15 protein-coding genes, 1 tRNA gene and 1 pseudogene are annotated in these 17,063 nt (G+C 66.5%); 12 read left to right on the top strand and 5 right to left on the bottom strand.

Annotated elements, in window-relative coordinates; genetic code table 11:
• The first annotated feature begins 61 nt into the window (after window positions 1–61).
• The 10 genes and pseudogenes from AC1DKD_RS04965 (at window position 62) to AC1DKD_RS04920 (ending at window position 11,140) form a co-directional block, all read left to right on the top strand.
• Window positions 62–892, top strand: a complete 831-nt coding sequence (locus AC1DKD_RS04965) for an IclR family transcriptional regulator (RefSeq protein ID WP_477143039.1) — start codon at window positions 62–64, stop codon at window positions 890–892.
• Window positions 893–897: 5 nt separating this feature from the next.
• Window positions 898–1,701 (top strand): SDR family oxidoreductase, encoded by an 804-nt coding sequence (locus AC1DKD_RS04960; protein WP_045238404.1) that lies wholly within the window; start codon window positions 898–900, stop codon window positions 1,699–1,701.
• Window positions 1,694–3,409, top strand: a complete 1,716-nt coding sequence (locus AC1DKD_RS04955; RefSeq protein ID WP_477143038.1) for a thiamine pyrophosphate-binding protein — start codon at window positions 1,694–1,696, stop codon at window positions 3,407–3,409. Before AC1DKD_RS04960 ends, AC1DKD_RS04955 begins: the two co-directional genes overlap by 8 nt.
• A 12-nt stretch (window positions 3,410–3,421) precedes the next feature.
• Window positions 3,422–4,126: pseudogene (locus tag AC1DKD_RS04950) on the top strand (aspartate dehydrogenase); the annotation flags it as partial.
• 12 nt (window positions 4,127–4,138) lie between these two features.
• Window positions 4,139–5,611, top strand: coding sequence for an aldehyde dehydrogenase (locus AC1DKD_RS04945; RefSeq protein ID WP_477143045.1), 1,473 nt, complete (start codon window positions 4,139–4,141; stop codon window positions 5,609–5,611).
• Between the two features lie 51 nt (window positions 5,612–5,662).
• A complete protein-coding gene (locus AC1DKD_RS04940; protein WP_477143037.1) occupies window positions 5,663–6,652 on the top strand; it encodes a VOC family protein in 990 nt (329 codons plus the stop codon).
• Between the two features lie 97 nt (window positions 6,653–6,749).
• The gene (locus AC1DKD_RS04935; RefSeq protein WP_276287907.1) at window positions 6,750–7,706 is read left to right on the top strand and encodes a PDR/VanB family oxidoreductase; all 957 of its coding nucleotides are present in this window, start codon (window positions 6,750–6,752) and stop codon (window positions 7,704–7,706) included.
• 300 nt (window positions 7,707–8,006) lie between these two features.
• Entirely contained in the window at window positions 8,007–9,302 is a 1,296-nt protein-coding gene (locus tag AC1DKD_RS04930) for an MFS transporter (RefSeq protein WP_441627542.1), read from the top strand.
• Between the two features lie 255 nt (window positions 9,303–9,557).
• Window positions 9,558–10,379, top strand: coding sequence for an IclR family transcriptional regulator (locus AC1DKD_RS04925; RefSeq protein ID WP_441627493.1), 822 nt, complete (start codon window positions 9,558–9,560; stop codon window positions 10,377–10,379).
• Window positions 10,380–10,477: 98 nt separating this feature from the next.
• The gene (locus tag AC1DKD_RS04920; protein WP_441627491.1) at window positions 10,478–11,140 is read left to right on the top strand and encodes a hypothetical protein; all 663 of its coding nucleotides are present in this window, start codon (window positions 10,478–10,480) and stop codon (window positions 11,138–11,140) included.
• A gap of 104 nt (window positions 11,141–11,244) precedes the next feature.
• Here the strand turns inward: AC1DKD_RS04920 and AC1DKD_RS04915 are convergent, their stop codons facing one another.
• From AC1DKD_RS04915 to AC1DKD_RS04895, 5 genes are all read right to left on the bottom strand, one after another.
• Window positions 11,245–11,616 (bottom strand): hypothetical protein, encoded by a 372-nt coding sequence (locus AC1DKD_RS04915; protein ID WP_441627489.1) that lies wholly within the window; start codon window positions 11,614–11,616, stop codon window positions 11,245–11,247.
• Between the two features lie 308 nt (window positions 11,617–11,924).
• Window positions 11,925–11,999, bottom strand: a tRNA-Val gene (locus tag AC1DKD_RS04910).
• A gap of 120 nt (window positions 12,000–12,119) precedes the next feature.
• Window positions 12,120–12,842, bottom strand: coding sequence for a DNA polymerase III subunit epsilon (dnaQ, locus tag AC1DKD_RS04905; protein WP_441627487.1), 723 nt, complete (start codon window positions 12,840–12,842; stop codon window positions 12,120–12,122).
• 51 nt (window positions 12,843–12,893) lie between these two features.
• Window positions 12,894–13,331: a ribonuclease HI gene (rnhA, locus tag AC1DKD_RS04900; protein ID WP_441627540.1), complete on the bottom strand. Its 438-nt coding sequence runs from the start codon at window positions 13,329–13,331 to the stop codon at window positions 12,894–12,896.
• An 89-nt stretch (window positions 13,332–13,420) separates the two neighbouring features.
• The gene (locus tag AC1DKD_RS04895; protein ID WP_035860582.1) at window positions 13,421–14,212 is read right to left on the bottom strand and encodes a class I SAM-dependent methyltransferase; all 792 of its coding nucleotides are present in this window, start codon (window positions 14,210–14,212) and stop codon (window positions 13,421–13,423) included.
• Between the two features lie 10 nt (window positions 14,213–14,222).
• Between AC1DKD_RS04895 and gloB the strand changes: the two genes are divergently transcribed.
• Both gloB and AC1DKD_RS04885 read left to right on the top strand, forming a co-directional pair.
• Entirely contained in the window at window positions 14,223–15,026 is an 804-nt protein-coding gene (gene gloB, locus AC1DKD_RS04890; RefSeq protein ID WP_441627484.1) for a hydroxyacylglutathione hydrolase, read from the top strand.
• 192 nt (window positions 15,027–15,218) lie between these two features.
• Window positions 15,219–16,904, top strand: coding sequence for a transglycosylase SLT domain-containing protein (locus AC1DKD_RS04885; RefSeq protein WP_477143036.1), 1,686 nt, complete (start codon window positions 15,219–15,221; stop codon window positions 16,902–16,904).
• The last annotated feature ends 159 nt before the right edge of the window (window positions 16,905–17,063 follow it).

The following is a 17,063-nucleotide window of genomic DNA, read 5'->3' as shown; positions in this document are numbered from 1 at the left end:
AAAACCGGCGCGCCAAAGCAACCGCGGCCGTGCGCCGGACCCAGTGGAACACGAACCTCTCATGACTCAAGAACGCCTTCCGGAAGACAGCCAGGACAAGTACATCGTGCCCGGACTGGAACGCGGCCTGCGCCTGCTGGCCGAGTTCAGCCGCCGCGACCGTACCTTGTCGGCGGCCGACCTGGCGCGCCGGCTCAAGGTGCCCCGCTCCACGGTGTTCCGGCTRCTGGCCACGCTGGAGATGATGGGTTTTGTCGAACGCACCGACGGCGGCCGCGACTACCGCCTCGGCATGGCGGTGCTGCGCCTGGGCTTCGAGTACCTGGCTTCGCTGGAACTCACCGAGCTGGGACGCCCGCTGCTGGATCGCCTGCGCGACGACATCCGTTACCCGTGCAACCTGGTGGTGCGCGACGGCCGCTCGATTGTCTATGTGGCCAAGTCGGTGGCGCCCACGCCGTTCAGCAGTTCCGTCACCGTGGGGACCCGCCTGCCGGCGCACGCCACCGTGCTCGGACGCGTGCTGCTCGAAGACCTGACGCTGGCTGAGCTGCGCCAGCTCTATCCGGAGCCGCGCCTGGAAGCGTTCYCGCCCAGCACGCCGGCCACGGTCGAGGAACTGTTCGAGATGGTGCAGCGCGACCGCGAGCGTGGCGTGGTGCTGCAGGAAGCGTTCTTCGAGGCCAGCATCTCGACCATCGCGGCACCGGTGCGGGATCGTACCTGCAAGGTGGTGGCGGCGCTGGGCGTGACCATCCCGGCCTCGCGCATCGATCCGGAGCAACTGGACATGATGGAAGACAAAGTCAGAGACACCGCGGGCGAGCTGTCCCGCCTGCTGGACTACCGGCCGCGTGAGCACGGCAAGGTGGTCAACCTGTATCGGGAGTGAGGACGATGTCCATGATTGAACTCGACGGCAAGGTTGCCGTCGTCACGGGTGGATCCTCGGGCATCGGCCTGGCCACCGTCGAACAACTGCTGGAAGCGCGCGCCGCCGTGGCGCTGTGCGGTCGCAACGAAGCGCGGCTGCGCGAAGCGGAAAGCCAACTGCGCGCACGCTTCCCCGATGCCCGCCTGTACGCCGCCGCCTGCGACGTGCTGGATCCCGCGCAGGTAGCCGCCTTTGCCGCCGCCAGCGAGGCCGCGCTCGGCCCGGCCGACATGCTGGTCAATAACGCAGGGCAAGGCCGCGTTTCCACGTTCGCGAACACCGAGGACGCTGCATGGCTCGAAGAGCTGCAACTCAAGTTCTTCTCGGTGATCCATGCCACGCGCGCGTTCCTTGCCCAGCTGGAGCGCTCGGACAGCGCGGCCATCGTCTGCGTGAACTCGCTGCTGGCCGTGCAGCCGGAGCCGCATATGGTGGCGACGTCCGCGGCGCGTGCCGGCGTGCATAACCTGGTGCGCTCGCTGGCAACCGAATTCGCCCCCAAGGGCATCCGCGTCAACGGCATCCTGCTCGGCCTGGTCGAGTCGGGCCAGTGGCGCCGGCGCTTCGAAGCGCGCCCGGAATCCGAGCGCGATCTCGACTGGGCCGCGTGGACCGCGCGCCTGGCGCAGCAAAAGCATATTCAACTTGGCCGTCTTGGCCTGCCGCAGGAAGCTGCGCGCGCGATCCTGTTCCTTGCCTCGCCGTTGTCTTCGTACACCACGGGCAGCCACATCGATATTTCCGGAGGACTTTCCCGTCATGCGTAACGAACAGCAACAAGTCACGGTGGGCTACGCCATCGCCGCCTTCCTCGAACAATGCGGCGTCAAGGCTGCGTTCGGCGTCATCTCGATCCACAACATGCCCATCCTCGACGCGATGGGCGAGCGCGGCAAGATCCGCTTCGTCCCCGCGCGCGGCGAAGCGGGCGGCACCAATATGGCCGACGCCTGTGCCCGCACCACGGGTGGCCTGGGTGTGTGCCTGACCAGCACCGGCACCGCTGCCGGCAATGCCGCCGGCGCCATGGTGGAAGCGCTCACAGYCGGCACGCCGCTGCTGCACCTGACCGGCCAGATCGAAACGCCGTACTTGGACCAGAGCCTGGCTTACATCCACGAAGCACCGGACCAGCTCACCATGCTGAAGGCCATCTCGAAGGCCGCGTTCCGCATCCGCAGCGCGGATACCGCGCTCAGCACGATCAAGCTCGCCGTGCAGACCGCGCTGACCGCGCCGAGCGGTCCCGTCAGCGTGGAAATCCCCATCGACATCCAGGCCGCGCTGATCCCGATGCCGACCGACCTGCGCCCGCTGGCCGTGCCCACGCATGTGCCCTCGGCCCATGCGCTGGACGAACTGGCCGAGCGCCTGTCCCAGGCCAAGCGCCCGCTGCTGTGGCTGGGCGGCGGCGCGCGCCACGCCGGCGCGCAGGTCAAGCGCCTGCTGGCGCTGGGCTTCGGTGTGGTCACGAGCACGCAGGGTCGCGGCATCGTGGCGGAAGACGATCCGCGTTCGCTTGGCGCCTTCAACCTGCACAAGCCGGTGGAGCAGTTCTATCAAAGCTGCGACGCCATGCTGGTGGTGGGCTCGCGCCTGCGCGGCAATGAAACGCTGAAGTACGAACTGAAGCTGCCGCGCCCGCTGTTCCGCGTGGACGCCGATGCCTCCGCCGAAGGCCGCTGCTACCAGAGCGACTACTTCGCCAGCGGCGATGCGGCGCTGGCGCTCGACGGACTGGCCGACCGCCTGGAAGGCAAGCTGAAGGTCGATCCGAATTTCGCCGCCGACCTGCGCGCTGCGCATGAGGCCGCCATGAACGGCCTGATCGACGGCCTGGGCCCGTACTCGGCACTGGTGGAGGCGCTACAGGGCGCGGTAGGCCGCAACTTCAACTGGGTGCGCGACGTTACCGTCTCCAACAGCACCTGGGGCAACCGCCAGCTGCGCATCTTCGACTCCCGCGCCGGCGTGCATGCGCTGGGCGGCGGCATCGGCCAGGGCCTGGCGATGGGCATCGGCGCGGCAGTGGGCGCGGCGGTGACTTCATCGGGCAAGAAGACCTTCTGCCTGGCCGGCGACGGCGGCTTCATCCTGAACCTGGGCGAACTCGCCACCGCGGTGCAGGAACGCGCCGATGTGGTCTTCGTGCTGATGAACGACAAAGGCTACGGCGTGATCAAGAACATCCAGGACGCGCAGTACGGCGGCCGCCGCCACTACGTGGACCTGCATACGCCTGATTACGCGCAACTGTCGCAATCGCTGGCGCTGCGCCATCGCCGCGTCAGCAACCTGGCGGATGTCGGCGCCGCCCTGGACGAGGCGACCGCCGAACAAGGTCCGTTCCTGCTGGAGATCGACATGCTGTCCATCGGTACCTTCAAGACCGCATTCGCCGGCCCGCCGGTCAACAAGGAAGCCGACGCCGAGAAGACCGCGCGCGCGGCCGAACACAGCACCGTGACTGTCTGAGGGAGACGCAACATGCTGCACGTGTCGATGGTGGGGTGCGGAGCGATCGGGCTCGGCGTGCTCGAACTGCTCAAGAGCGATCCGGATGTCGTGTTCGACGTGGTGGTGGTGCCGGAAGCCCAGATGGACCAGGCCCGCCACGCCGTCTCCGCGCTGGCGCCGCGGGCGCGCGTCGCCACCAGCCTGAGCCAGGCCGACGGACGGCCCGACCTGCTGGTGGAATGCGCCGGTCACCATGCGCTGGAAGAGCACATCGTGCCGGCGCTGGAGCGCGGCATCGCCTGCATGGTGGTGTCGGTGGGCGCGCTGTCGGCGCCGGGCCTGGCGGAACGGCTGGAAGCGGCGGCACGGCGCGGCGGCACCCAGGTGCAGCTGCTGTCCGGCGCGATCGGCGCCATCGATGCGCTGGCGGCAGCGCGCGTGGGCGGCCTCGATGCGGTGGTCTATACCGGGCGCAAGCCGCCTGGCGCGTGGAAGGATACGCCGGCGGAAGCGCTGTTCGATCTCGATGCGCTGACCGAAGCCACGGTGATCTTCGAAGGCACCGCCCGCGAAGCGGCGCGCCTCTATCCCAAGAACGCCAATGTGGCCGCCACGCTGTCGATGGCCGGGCTCGGGCTGGATCACACGCAGGTGAGGCTGCTGGCCGATCCGGGCGTGGACGAGAACGTGCACCATGTGGAAGCGCGCGGCGCTTTCGGCGGTTTCGAGCTGAGCAAGGCAATCATCATGAAGCAAGAGATTCTCCCCATCTGTATCGCAGGCCAGTGGCGCCTGGGCGGCGGCGAGCGCTACGCCACGCGCTACCCGGCCACCGGCGAAGTCGTCGCGGAACTGAACGCGGCCAGCCTGGACGACGTGGAAGAGGCCGTGCAGGGTGCGCATCGCGCGTTCCTCACCAGCGGCTGGGCCCAGCGCAAGCCGCACGAGCGCGCAGCCGTGCTGCATCGCGTGGCCGACCTGATCCGCGCGCGCGCCGAGCCCCTCGCCCAGCGCCAGCGCCTGGACAACGGCAAGCCCATCAGCGAGACGCGTGCGCTGGTCGCCAGCGCCGCGGGCACCTTCCAGTTCTTCGCCGCGGCTTGCGAGACGCTGGAGGAGACGCTCACGCCCGCGCGTGGTGACTTTCTCACCATGAGCGTGCATGAAGCCATGGGCGTGGTGGCGGCGATCACACCGTGGAACTCGCCCATCGCCAGCGAGGCGCAGAAGCTGGCGCCGGCGCTGGCAGCCGGCAACGCGGTGGTGATCAAGCCCGCCGAGATCACGCCGCTGATGGCGCTCGAACTGGCGGCCATCTGCGAAGAAGCCGGCGTGCCCAAGGGCCTCATCAGCGTGCTGCCCGGCAAGGGCTCGGTGATCGGCGACGCCATTACCAAGCACCCGCTGGTGCGCCGCGTGTCATTCACGGGCGGCACCACCACGGGACGCCATATCGCGCATATCGCCGCCGACAAGATGATGCCGGTGTCGCTGGAACTGGGCGGCAAGTCGCCGACGATGGTGTTCGAGGACGCGGACCTGGATCATGCCGTCAACGGTGTGCTGTACGGCATCTTCAGTTCCTCGGGCGAATCGTGCATCGCGGGCTCGCGCCTGTTCGTGGCACGTTCCTTGTATGAGCCTTTCATGGACCGCCTGGCCGAGGGCGCGGCGCGCCTGCGCGTGGGCGATCCGGCCGACGAGCGCACCCAGATGGGGCCGCTGATCAGCGACCGCCACCGCGACTCGATCGAATCGTATGTGGCGCTGGGCGTATCCGAAGGCGGCCAGTTGCGCACGGGTGGCATCCGCCCGGCGGTGGCGGGCTGCGAGAACGGCTACTTCTACACGCCCACCATCATCGAAGGGCTGGATAACAGCGCCCGCGTGTGCCAGGAGGAAATCTTCGGGCCGGTGCTGGTGGCGATGGCCTTCGACGACGAGGACGACCTGATCGCGCAGGCCAACGACAGCGTGTACGCGCTGGCGGCCGGTGTGTGGACGCGCGACTACAAGCGTGCATGGCGCTTTGCGCGCGCGGTGCAGGCGGGCAACGTGTGGATCAATACGTACAAGCAGTTCTCGATCTCGACGCCGTTYGGCGGCTGGCGSGACAGCGGCCTGGGCCGGGAGAAGGGGAGGCTGGGCATCCTGCAGTACATGGARCAGAAGRSCGTGTACTGGGGCATGCATGAACAACCGCTGCCGTGGGCTAACTAAGTGAGCACGACGAAATTGGACGCTGCACAAGCGACACAGCAGGAGAGGGTAATGAACACGATTCTGGGCATCGACGAAATCGTCTACGGTGCCGACGACCTGGACGCCTGCCGGCGCTTCTTCGCCGACTGGGGCCTCACGCTGGTGCGCGAGGACGAGGGCGGGCTGGATTTCGAGACGCTGAACGGCTGCCGCGTGCTGGTGCGCCGCACCGACGACCCCGCGCTGCCGGTGGCGATGGAAGACGGCCCGACGCTGCGCGAAGTGGTGTGGGGCGTGGACACGCAGGCCGCGCTGGACAAGATCGCGGATGCCATTCGCGCCGAGCCAGGCTTTGTCAGCTCGGGAGAGCACGGTATGCAGGGCGAGCAAGGCGAGCGCGTGGGCTGCACCGATCCCAACGGCCTGGCCGTGCGCTTCCAGCTGACCCGCAAGCGCGACGTCGAGGTCGAATGCGCCACGATGAACACCTGGAACGACAAGCCGCGCCTGAACCAGCGCAGCCCGATCTACGAGCGTGCCACGCCGATCGAGGTGGGGCACGTGGTGTTCTTCGTCAAGGACGTGGCGGCGACCGAGCGCTTCTACACCGAGAAGCTGGGCTTCGTGCCGTCGGACCACTATCCCGGCCGTGGCGCCTTCCTGCGCTGCGCGSCSGASGGCGGCCACCACGACCTGTTCCTGCTGCAGTTGCCGCAGGCCAAGAGCGGCCTGAACCACGTGGCCTTCACCGTGCGCGATATCCATGAAGTATTCGGCGGCGGCCTGCATGTGTCGCGCAGCGGCTGGGACACGCAGCTCGGCCCGGGCCGGCATCCGATTTCCTCGGCTTACTTTTGGTACTTCAAGAATCCGGCCGGCGGCCTGATCGAGTACTACGCGGACGAGGACCAGCTGGACGCCGGATGGGAGCCGCGCGATTTCGAACCGGGTCCCACCATGTTCGCGGAATGGGCGGTGGAAGGCGGCCTGGACGGTAATACCCGCCGGCAGAAGAACGCGGGCGGCCCGCAGGGCAAGTTCCTGACCGAGAAGCGCTGAATACGGTGTGGCAGGCAGCGTAGCAATACAGGCAGCAAGGCGATACGAAGCAATACGAAGCGACACATAGCGATACAAAGCAACACAAGGAAGTGCCATGAGTACCAGCCAATCCCTTACCCTGCGCGTGCAGGCCATGCGCTTCGAAGCGCGCGGCATTGTCAGCGTGGAGTTGCGCGACCCGGAAGGGCGCGAGTTGCCGGCGTACGCGCCCGGCGCGCATATCGACCTGCATCTGGGCAATGGCCTGGTGCGCAGCTACTCGCTGTGCGGCGCGCCGGAAGTGCGCGACCGCTACGTGGTGGGGGTGTTGCTCGACCGCGCCAGCCGCGGCGGCTCGCGCTATGTGCACGAGCAACTGCGCGTGGGCAGCACGCTTGCCGTGGCGGTGCCCCGCAACCACTTCGCGCTGGAAGAGGGCGCGGCCCACACGGTGCTGGTGGCGGGCGGGATCGGTGTGACGCCCATCGTCTGCATGGCGCGGCGGCTGCATGAACTGGGGCGCTCCTTCACACTGCTCTACTGCGCGCGGTCTCGCGCGGAAGCGGCTTTCGCGGACGAGCTGGCCGCCTATGGCGACGCGGTGCGCATGCACTTCGACGACGAGGCGGGCAGCCCGCCGGACCTGTCCGCGCTGCTGGCGGGGCAAGCGGCCAGCACGCACTTCTACTGCTGCGGCCCCGGCCCGATGCTGAATGCCTTCGAAGCCGCCTGCGCCGGACACGGCTATGCCGAAGTGCATATCGAACGCTTTGCGGCAGACCCGTCGGTGGCGGCCGTGCAGGAAGGCGAGTACACCGTGGCGCTGGCAAGCACGGGCAGCGAGCTGAAAGTGCCGGCAGGCAAGTCCTTGCTGGATGCCTTGCTCGAAGCGGGCATCGCCGTCGAGCACAGCTGCAAGGAAGGCGTGTGCGGCTCGTGTGAAACGCGCGTGCTGGAAGGCATTCCAGAACACCGCGACGGCGTGCTCAGCAAGAGCGAACGCGAATCGAACCAGACCATGATGGTGTGCGTGTCGGGTTGCAAGGGCAAGCGCCTGGTGCTGGACCTCTGAGCGACCTCCAAGCGCTACCGCGCGCCGCATCGGATGCGGCGGCGGCGGTGGTGGCCAGCGCGGGGTAAATCCCGCGATGCGCCAGCGCGAGGCGGCTGCGTGCCTCGGATACTTTTGAAGAGAAACACCGTGTTGATCCAGAGACAAGAGGCCCCGTTCGCCGATGCGAACGCCGAGGGCGTGGCGACCCCATCCAGCAACATCGCGGCAGACGGCGGCGCGAATCGCGCGGCCGGCGCGCCGGCCACGGCCACGCGCGGCGAGATCATCGCGCGTATCGAGCGGCTGCCCAGCAACGGCATGCATGTCCGGGCCCGGTTGCTGATCGGCCTGGCCACGTTCTTCGACGGCTTTGATGTGATCGCGATTGCGGCCACGCTGCCGCTGCTGATCTCGATGTGGTCGCTCACGCCGGCCCAGGTCGGCTTCCTGATCGCGGCGCCGTCGGTGGGGCAACTGATTGGCGCGCTGCTGTTCCCCTATCTCGCCGAGCGCTTTGGCCGGCTGCATTCGATTGGCTGGAGCGCCGGCATCATCGGGCTGATGAGCATTGCCTGCGGCTTCGCGCCATCATTCGAAATCTTCGCCTTGCTGCGCATCGTGCAGGGCCTCGGGCTTGGCGGCGAATTGCCGGTGGCCGCCACCTATATCAACGAGGTCACGCGCGCGCACGGGCGCGGGCGCTTCGTGCTGCTGTACGAGGTGGTGTTCCCGATCGGCCTGCTGATCTCCAATGCCGTAGGCGCGTGGCTGGTGCCGAAGTTCGGCTGGACCGTCATGTACTTCATCGGCGGCGCCCCTGTCATTCTCTTCTTCATCCTGCGCCGGGCCATTCCGGAGTCGCCGCGCTGGCTGGCGGAGAAGGGCCGGTTGGAGGAAGCCGACCGCGCGCTGCAGGCCTTCGAGGCGCGCGCCAAGGGGCCGCTGGCGCCGCTGGGCGATGTGTCCGCCTACGATGCGATGACCCACAAGCACCCGCGCCGCAGCGTGAAGGACCTGCTGGGCAAGGCCTATATCGGGCGCACGCTGGCGGTGTGGATGCTGTGGGCCACCTGTGGCTTTATCCAGTATGGGTTATCGACCTGGCTGCCGACGATCTACAAGACCGTGTATCACGCGCCGCTGCAACTGGCGCTGAATCTCGCCGCCGGCGCATCAGTGCTGGGCGTGGTGGGCTCGCTGGTCTGCGCGATGATCGTCGACAAGGTGGGCCGCAAGCCGGTGATCAACGTCTCGTTTGTCCTGTGCGCGTTGTCGCTTGCGCTGGCCGGCGTGTTCCATGCGGAGTCGGTGTATGTGGTGGCAGGCCTGTGCGCGCTGGCCCTTGGCTTCCTGGCCAGCGGCTTTATCACGGCCTACGTGTACACGCCGGAACTGTATCCCACCAGCATTCGCGCGATGGGCTGCGGTTTCGGGGGCGCCTGGCTGAAACTGGCGGCGATCTTCGCGCCGACGCTGGTCGCCAATACGATCGGCACGGGCAACCTCAGCAGCGCGTTCTATGCGCTCGCGCTGGTGCCGTTCCTGGCCGCGCTGACGATTCACTTCCTTGGCATCGAAACCAAGGGCAAGGTCCTCGAGCAACTCGAGGCCTGAAGCGAGCGGTGCGAGGCCGCGGGCGCTCGGCACGCCAGCGAATGCGCGGCCTGGCTGCGGGAATACCTGAAGGGCTAGGGTCCGCGCACCGGTCTGGTGATTGAAGTGCTGGAGGATCGACGCCGGGCGTGTTATATCGGTCAGTCGCGGGATGGCGCGCCGGGGTCGGGGCGCGGGGCCCGCATCGGGCGGGGCCCGGCCCAAAGCCGGTACCATATAGCAACGCCAAAGCACTTCATTCGCAGAGATATCACCATGACAGACGCTGTCGAGCCAACCGATCTCCAGGACAAGTACATCGTGCCGGGACTTGAACGCGGCCTGCGCTTGCTGGGCGAGTTCAGCCGCAACGAGAAGACCTTGTCCGCGGCCGAACTGGCTCGCAGGCTCCAGGTCCCGCGCTCCACGGTGTTCCGCCTGCTGACCACGCTGGAGATGATGGGCTTTGTCGAGCGCACCGACGGCGGCCGCGAGTTCCGGCTCGGCATGGCGGTGCTGCGCCTCGGCTTCGATTATCTCGCTTCGCTGGAGCTGACCGAGCTGGGCCGCCCGCTGCTGGACCGGCTGCGCGACGAAATCAATTACCCCTGCAACCTCGTGGTGCGCGACGGCCGCTCCATTGTCTATGTGGCCAAGTCCGTGGCGCCCACGCCGTTCGCCAGTTCGGTCAATGTCGGCACCCGCCTGCCGGCGCACGCGACCGTGCTCGGCCGCGTGCTGCTTGAAGACCTGACATTGGAGGCGTTGCGCGAACTCTATCCCGAGCCGCAACTGGAAGTCTTCTCGGACAGCACACCCAAGACCGTGGAGGCCCTGTTCGACATGGTKCAGCGYGACCGCCAGCGCGGCTATGTGCTGCAGGAGGGTTTTTTCGAAACCAGCATCTCGACCATTGCCGCACCGGTGCGCGACCGCAGCGGCAAGGTGGTGGCGGCGCTTGGGGCTACCATCCCGGCTTCGCGGATCGATCCGGAGCGGCTGGATACGATGGTGGAGCAGGTGAGGGGGGCCGCGGCGGAGTTGTCGCGGTTGCTGGACTATCGGCCGCCGATGGGTGGCGTGGTGGCGAATTTCTAAGGTGCCGGGCGAGCGGCGCGAATTCCTGCAGGCCCATCCTGTCCCGCTGGTGGACGGGCGCGGCCAGGCAGGACGATCAGGGAACCCCGGGAAGCGAAATGGCTGAGAAGGTTGGCGGTTGGATTCTAGTGGGGAGCGAAGGCGGTTACCGCCGGCTTGCGCGATACGCAATCGAAGATGAGGGCTCGCTGAATATCCGCTTCGTCCGTGCCGGCACCGTTCAGGAAGGCGCGGGCGCCGATTCTGACCGGATCGGGCAGCCGAAAACCAGGAAGTTGTCGTATCACGCCACCGGGCAAGTCCACCTGGACCACCGGCCCGGCGAAAGCGTCTTCATGGAGCCCTTGAGCCGTATCACCGGCCTGAATCTCTTCGCGGTCTATCGTGTCCCGTCGGCAGGGCGGCTTGATGAGCATGATGAGGCCTTGGGCCCCTCGGACCTGGTGCTGGCTTGTCCTGAGCAGTCCGTCCCGACGCAGTTCCTCTTTGGGATAGGTCCTTGCACCGCGAGCGCTCCCGGCACTTGGGGGAGCATCAGATTGGAAGGCTTGTTTACGCTCAGCGTTGCAATGGCCCCAGAGGCGCCCGACTATCCTGAGCACCTGAAGATTTACTTCTCCATATTCCTGTGGAAGGGCTTGTTTGAGCAACTGCCAATCCAGGAAGATCAGGCCTGCGCGGAGTTCCACCGGAAACTGGATGCCTCGCAAGGATTGACCGTCTTTCCGGCCACGTCCGATACCGCGAAGGGCGGTGGCTGAGGCGGCGGCGCGCGTTGTTGCCGTGCTGGATATCTTCCACAGGAGGCCCTCCCGTCGCCATCCCTCTGGACCGAGGGCCTCTCTAGTGAGCCATTAGCCCTGCGTCAGCGTTTCCAGGCTATCGGCGCGGAGGCGGAGCAGGCGGCCACCTTGCCGGACCAGCTCCTGGTGGTAGTGACCTTGACTAGCTGTTCGTTGACCGGCTCGATCGGCCGTTGCCGGCGCTCGGCCAGGCTGTTGGCTACGCTGGCAAGCGCTGCCTTGCACGCCGCATCGGCCGAGCTGGATCGCACGATGAACTGCGAATAGCGATAGTTGACTATCAGGGTGAAGCCGTCTGGAACGTATTCAACCGTGTATTCGGTGTCCATGTCATACGTCGACATCTGTCGGCCAGCAGATGGCGCGGGCGTGGTCGTAGTGCATGCCGCCGATATCAGGCAGGCTACCGCTGCCAGCACCTTCTTGTATTGCACGGCATGATCTCCAAGGATTTCATTGCAGGAAGCGCGGCGCATCTTGGCTTGTGTACGAGTCTGGGGCTGGATGGTACCAAGGAATGACGGTGGAGGAATCCGGATGGCCATGGTCCCGGCGCCTTCCCGCAGTGGCCGCCGCCGCTTGGGCAATGGACGGAATCGGGGGAGTCGCAGAATCGGGCGCCCACCTGGGTTCGACGGCATCTTCAATGCAAGGTGTCGCGATGGCTTCGGCGGAAATTTTTTCACCCAAAGAAAAAAGGACTTGGGCTGTCGCCGCAAGTCCTTCATTCCTCACCGAATTTTGGTGGGTGGTACAGGGATTGAACCTGTGACCCCTGCCGTGTGAAGGCAGTGCTCTACCGCTGAGCTAACCACCCCTGCTGCTGCGTTGTTGCTGCTGTGCTGCAGAGAAACAAGATTATGTCAGCACGCTTGTATCTTGTAAAGCCCTTTCTGGAGATTTCTGCAAAAAATCGCTTCTGGCTTTCCTGGCAGGCTCACGCGGCTTCAGCCGCGGGCGCATCTTCCTGCCACACCACCTTGCCGCCGCTCGCCTTGTCCAGTTGCTTGAGCACGGCCAGGTGCGCGGTGGTCTCTTCCTCGCTGGCCATCAGCACCGGCAGGTCCAGGCGCGAGAGGTCAGTGGATGCCACGGCGTCGCTCTGCGAGCCGCCGCCGTCAAGCATATCGATGACCAGCGAGTTCTGGCCGCGCGTCATCGCGAGGTAGACCTCGGCCAGCAGTTCCGCATCGAGCAGTGCGCCGTGCAGGGTGCGGTGCGAATTGCTGATGCCGAGGCGGTCGCACAGCGCATCGAGCGAATTGCGCTTGCCGGGGAACATCTGGCGCGCTTCGCGCAGGGTGTCGATCACATTGCCCGCGTGCTCGCGGAACGGGGGCAGCCCGACCAGCTTGAATTCCATGTCGAGGAAGCCAAGGTCGAAGGGCGCGTTGTGAATGATCAGTTCGGCGTCCTGGATGAAATCCCGGATCTCGTGTACCACTTCCGCGAACTTGGGCTTGTCGGCCAGGAATTCGACGGTGATGCCGTGCACCGCGATCGCGCCTTCGTCGATATCGCGTTCCGGGTTGACGTAGAAGTGCAGGTGCCTGCCCGTGAGGCGGCGGTTGAGCAGCTCCACGCAGCCGATTTCAATCAGGCGGTCGCCGGTGGCGGCGCTAAGGCCGGTGGTTTCGGTGTCGAGAACGATCTGTCGCATGGCGGGCATTCTAACCGGAGGGGCGGGGCAGGCGGCCGTCGGGGCCTGTCCTTAACCCTTGAGCGACTCCACGCCGCGGTTGGCGAGGGCGTCGGCGCGTTCGTTGCCCGGATGGCCGTTGTGGCCGCGCACCCAGTGCCAGGAGATATCGTGCTGCTGCGCGAGCTTGTCCATTTCCTGCCAGAGGTCGGCGTTTTTCACCGGTTTCTTGTCGGCGGTCTTCCAGCCGCGTGCCTTCCAGCCCGGCAACCATTCGCCGATGCCTTTCTGCACGTACTGGGAGTCGGTGTAGACCTTGATCCGGCACGGCCGCTTGAGCGCGCGCAGGGCTTCGATCACGGCGGTCATTTCCATGCGGTTGTTGGTGGTCAGGGGCTCGCCGCCGAACAGTTCTTTTTCGTTGCTGCCGGAGACCAGCACAGCGCCCCAGCCGCCGCGGCCAGGGTTGCCTTTGCAGGCGCCGTCAGAGTAGATGATGACGTCTTCGATTTCGTTGGGTTGCATTGCGTTGTCGCTAAGGTTGGCACGGCAATGGCGCGCGGTGCCGACCGGGGTGATTGGGTGTGCGCCGGTGGCGCTCAATGCTCGTCGCCGGGCGCCTTGCCGTGGGTGCCCGTGGGCGAGGCCACCGGCGCGGCGACGGGTGACAGTGCCGTCTTGGGACTCTTCCAGGCGGGGCCGACCAGGCGGATATTGCGCACGCGCTTGACCGCCGAAATCATATAGACTGAGCCGAAGATCGGCCACCAGCGGTCGCCGGCCTTTTCCATGAAGGCGGTGCGCTGCAGCCAGCGCTCTGTGTGGTAGGGCGGGCAATAGCAGCCAAACCGGCCGCGGATGATATCGAAACCCAGCAGTTTGAGCCAGTCCTTGATCCGCACGAAACCGATCGACTGGCTGTCGTTGGGCAGGAAAGGATCGGCGCCCAGCCGCTTGAGGCCCTGGCGCGCGCCCCACAGGCTCATGGGGTTGAAGCAGGTCACCACGACGCGGCCTTCGGGCATCAGCACGCGCGATACTTCGCGCAACACCTCGTGGGGATCTTCCGAAAATTCCAGGATATGGGGCAGGGTGATCAGATCGATACTTTGCGTTTCGAACGGCAATTCGTCGAAGCGGCACAGCAGCTGGCGGGCGTCGGCCTGGGCGCGTGGGCCATGGGGGCCGCTGCCGGGAGCCAGCGCCAGTGCGGAGAACGGCATGCGGTTTTCGCGCAGCGTGTCAATGTGCGGCAGGCCAAGCTGCACCGCGTGGTAGCCGAAGATATCCACGACGGTCCGGTCGTACTGACCCTGCTCCCACTGGAGCATGTATTGCCCGGGAGGCGAGGCAAGCCAGTCTTCCCAATTTATAATCGGACGCTTGGACATAGGAGCACGCATGTTGAAGGTGGAGCCGATTCCCGCATTCCAGGATAACTATATCTGGGCTATCCACGACGGTCACTGCGCCGCCGTGGTGGACCCGGGCGAAGCCGCGCCGGTCGAGGCTTTCCTGGCACGCGCGGGGCTGGTGCTGGGCGCTATTGTAATCACCCATCACCATGGCGATCACCAGGGCGGGGTGGCCGAGCTGCTGGCGGCGCATCCGGTGGCGCCGGATGGCACGCCATTGCCCGTGATCGGGCCGGCCGGCGAACGCATCGGCGGGCGTACCGTGGCCGTGCGCGAAGGCGACACCGTGGAGGTGGCCCATCCCGCGCTGCAACTCAAGGTGCTCGACGTACCGGGTCACACCGCCGGTCACGTTGCCTACGTGGCGGATCTGCCCGGCGCCGGTCCGGCCGTGTTCTGCGGCGATACGCTGTTCGCCAGCGGATGCGGGCGGCTGTTCGAGGGTTCGCCGGCGCAGATGCTGGCCTCGCTGGACAAGCTGGCGGCGCTGCCCGGCGCCACCCGCGTGTTTTGCGCCCACGAGTACACGCGTAGCAATGTGCGCTTTGCGCGGGCGGTGGAGCCGGACAATGCCGCGCTGGCAGCCTGGGAGGCGCGTGTGGATGCATTGCGTGCCGCGGGCACGCCGACCGTACCGACCACGGTTGCGCAGGAGCGGGAGGTCAATCCCTTCCTGCGTTCGCGCGAACCTTCGGTACGCCTGGCGGTGGCCGCCCATGCGGGTGGCCCGGCAGCCAACGACGCGGCGGCCTTCGGCGCGCTGCGTGGCTGGAAAGACAATTTCCGCTGATTCCTTATTGCCATATGCCGGCGTGGCGGACCCGCCAGCCGTTGACCCCGCAAGCCGGGAGGGCGATTTCCGTGTACCCGTTATGTTCCTGGCGGCGCTGCCCTGGCGCCGCCGCAGGGAAAATTTCATTGACGCGAAAGCCGCTTTTTCTTAGCATCAGGCAAATTTTTAGCGTCACGATTTGAGAACTTAATGAAAATTGGTCGATTACTGGCGGTGGTTGCGTGTGCCGCGCTGCTCGCAGCGTGTGCCGGCACGCCAACTCCGCCCGGCGCCGCCGATGGCGTCAGCACGACCGCCTCCGCTTCCAAACCTGCGTATTCGAAGCCCGATCCGCTCAATTCGATCAACAGCGCGGCCGTGATCAACCTGGACCGCGACAGCCTCGACTGGCTGCGCGGCCCGTCAAGCGACATCTGGGACCGTATCCGCCGCGGATTCGGCATGCCGGACCTGGAAGGCACGCTGGTTGACGATCGCACGCAGTGGTACGCGCAGCGGCCGGAATACATGGAACGGATGGTCGCGCGCTCGAGCCGCTACCTCTATCACATCGTCGAGGAACTGGAACGCCGCAAGATGCCCACGGAGCTGGCGTTGTTGCCCTTCGTGGAAAGCGCCTTCAACCCGCAGGCCGAGTCCACCGCCAAGGCGGCCGGCATGTGGCAGTTCATTCCGAGCACCGGCAAGAGCTACAACCTGAAGCAGAACATGTTCCGCGACGAGCGGCGCGATGTGCTGGCGTCGACCGACGCGGCGCTGGATTACCTGCAGCGGCTGTACGACATGTTCGGCGACTGGCAACTGGCGCTGGCGGCGTATAACTGGGGCGAGGGCGCGGTTTCCAGGGCCATCGCGCGCAATCAGGCGCGCGGGCTGCCGACGGACTACGCCAGCCTGASCATGCCSAACGARACGCGCTACTACGTGCCCAAGCTGCAGGCGGTSAAGAACATCATYGCCAACCCCCAGATGTACGGSGTGAAGCTGCCCGAKATYCCCGAYCACCCGTAYTTCGTCACGGTGACCACMTCGCGCGATATCGACGTCTCGCTGGCGGCCAAGCTCGCCAATATGCCGCTCGACGAGTTCAAGGCGCTGAACCCGTCCTTCAACCGGCCGGTGATCCTCGGCGCGGCGAATCCGCAGATCCTGCTGCCGTTCGATAACGCCGAGCGCTTCCAGTACAACCTCAATACCTACCGGGGCGGCCTGTCGAGCTGGACGGCGGTGACGGTGGACAACCGCGAGCGCATCGAGGCGCTCGCGGCGCGGCTGAATATCGACGCGGACACCATTCGCGAGATCAACCGCATTCCCAAGGGCATGCGGCTGAAGGCCGGCTCCACCGTGGTGGTGCCGCGCTCGGAGAGCCACGGCCAGGATATCAGCGCCACGCTGGCGGAAAGCGCCATGATGGCTGTCGAGCCGGATGTGCCGGACGCGCGCCGCGTGGTGGTGCGCGCGGGGCGGCGCGACACGGTGGTTTCGCTGGCGCATCGCTACGGCGTGTCGGCCGGGCAGGTGCAATCCTGGAACAAGCTTTCCGGCACCAAGCTGGTGGCGGGGCAGAGCCTGGTGTTGATGGTGCCCGCGCGTTCGGCGGCCCGTTTCGCCAGTGCCACCGACACGCCGCCCACTGCGTCCGCCCTGGCGCCGGTTCGCGGCGAGCCGGTGCAGGCAACCGCCAAGGGCCGCGCGGCGGGCCGTCAGCGTGTGACGGTGGAGGCGGCCCCGCGCAAGGCTGCTGCCGGCGCCGGCAGGACGGCCAAAGCCGCTCCGGCGGTCCCGGCAGCCAAGGCCGGCGCCAAACCGTCCGCGAAGCCAGCCGGCAAGGCTGCCGCGGCGCCTGCCAAGACCAAGGCGCACGCGCGCTGACCGGGCTCGGGCCAACGGGTTCGAGCCAGCAAGTTTGAGCCAGATCAAGGGCGTGCCAATGGCACGCCCTTTTGCTTGGTGCGGTGCGTCAGCGGTAAGCGTTGCGTAAGCCGGCGTACCCAGACTGCAGGTACCGGTGGGCTGGCTTGGCTGCGGCAA

The sequence above is a fragment of the Cupriavidus sp. 05T313 genome (genome assembly GCF_056396665.1).
This window is presented reverse-complemented; position numbering and strand designations above follow the sequence as displayed.

Excerpts from the sequence above, each read along its gene's own strand:
- AC1DKD_RS04895 (WP_035860582.1), bottom strand. The coding sequence starts at position 14,212 with ATGTCCAAGCGTCCGATTATAAATTGGGAAGACTGGCTTGCCTCGCCT.
- gloB (WP_441627484.1), top strand. The coding sequence starts at position 14,223 with ATGTTGAAGGTGGAGCCGATTCCCGCATTCCAGGATAACTATATCTGG.
- AC1DKD_RS04960 (WP_045238404.1), top strand. The coding sequence starts at position 898 with ATGTCCATGATTGAACTCGACGGCAAGGTTGCCGTCGTCACGGGTGGA.
- AC1DKD_RS04930 (WP_441627542.1), top strand. The coding sequence starts at position 8,007 with ATGCATGTCCGGGCCCGGTTGCTGATCGGCCTGGCCACGTTCTTCGAC.
- AC1DKD_RS04935 (WP_276287907.1), top strand. The coding sequence starts at position 6,750 with ATGAGTACCAGCCAATCCCTTACCCTGCGCGTGCAGGCCATGCGCTTC.
- AC1DKD_RS04920 (WP_441627491.1), top strand. The coding sequence starts at position 10,478 with ATGGCTGAGAAGGTTGGCGGTTGGATTCTAGTGGGGAGCGAAGGCGGT.
- dnaQ (WP_441627487.1), bottom strand. The coding sequence starts at position 12,842 with ATGCGACAGATCGTTCTCGACACCGAAACCACCGGCCTTAGCGCCGCC.